This is a genomic window from Achromobacter sp. D10 (genome assembly GCF_035282245.1).
In the GTDB taxonomy this organism is placed as follows: domain Bacteria; phylum Pseudomonadota; class Gammaproteobacteria; order Burkholderiales; family Burkholderiaceae_B; genus Achromobacter; species Achromobacter insolitus.
Genome location: NZ_JAYJLE010000025.1, coordinates 1 through 1,456 on the forward strand (window position 1 = coordinate 1; position 1,456 = coordinate 1,456).

Genomic DNA, 1,456 nt, shown 5'->3' on the forward strand with positions numbered 1-1,456 from the left:
GGCGCGTTCGCGCGACCGCCAGGAATACACCAGCGCCTATCGCAATACCCTGGCGGGCCAGCCTATCGAGCTGCCGGTCGGCACTTCCGGCGGCAATCTCACCGTCCAGCTCCACGGCTCCCGCCCCGGCGCCAGCCATGGCGGCATCGCGCCCGGGCCAGTGCAGGTCGTCAACGTCAGCCTGCCCGGCGCCACCGTGGTGCGCAGTGTCTCCACCCCGGCCGCCGTCCCGGATAACCAATTATTCGCGGTCAATGGCCGGGCGGACGCCCCTTACCTCGTCGCGACCGATCCGCATTTCGTGGGGCAGCGTCCGGTCGTCTCCAGCGATTACCTGTTCAACCTGTTGGCCAAGCCTGGCGCGCAACCGGGTAATTGGGACACGCAGACGCCCGCAGGCGCCATGTTCCTGACGCCTTCGGGCCACCCCAAGCGGCTGGGCGACGGCTTCTACGAGCAGAAGCTCGTGTCCGACCAGATCCTGGCCACCACCGGCCAGCGCTTCCTCGACACGTACAGCGACAACGACAGCCAGTACAAGGCCCTGCTTGCCGCTGGCGCCCAGTTCGCCCGCGGCAACGGCATCCAGCTCGGCGTCGCGCTGACCGAGGCGCAACAGCGGCAGCTCACCACCGATCTGGTCTGGCTGGTCGAACAGACCGTCACGCTGCCCGACGGCACGACAGAGTCCGTGCTGGTCCCGCAGGTCTACCTGCTGGTGCGCGAAGGCGACCTGCAGGGCGACGGCACCCTCATGGCCGGACGCAACGTCAAGCTGGTGGCCGAAGGCGATATCGCCAATAGCGGCACCATCGGCACCATCGGCACCATCGGCGCGCGCGCAGCCACCGTCATGACCGCGGGCAACATCGTTAACCAGCGCGGTGGCCTGATCCAGGGCGCTACGGTCGACCTGGCCGCGCGCGAGGACCTGACCAACCTGGTATCGCTGATCAAGGGCGACGCCGTCACCCTGAAGGCGGGGCGCGATATCGCGCTGACGTCCACCTCGGCTGCCGAGAACTTCGGCAGCACCTGGGGCACGCACGTGAGCGGCGTGGCCCGCGTCGATGCCGGCAACCTCAACATGCAGGCCGGCCGCGATATCACGCTGACCGCGGCGCAAGTCTCGGTCAAGGATGATGCGCGCCTGCAGGCTGGGCGGGATATCGCGCTGGAAACGCTTACGGAGAACCATGGCGAAACGCTGGTTCTGAAGAAGAACAATCGCCACGACCTGAGCACCAGCGCCGAGGTCGGCTCGACCGTCGCGGCGGGCGGCAACCTTACGCTGGTCGCGGGGCAGGACGTCAACGCGCGGGCGGCCGAAGTCACTGCCGGGAAGGCACTCGCCGTGGGCGCCGGGCGCGACCTCCACCTGGCCGCCGGTGCAGAAACCGGCTCGGCCTACGACGAGGTCCGCTACAAGACCAAGCGCTTCCTCTCGTCCAAGACC

Annotated in this window: 1 protein-coding gene; it reads left to right on the forward strand. The window is 68.3% G+C overall.

Features of this window, described 5'->3' with window-relative positions:
* Positions 1-1,456 (forward strand): hemagglutinin repeat-containing protein (locus VCS63_RS29670; RefSeq protein WP_323881918.1); only part of this gene is annotated, 1,456 nt, incomplete at both ends.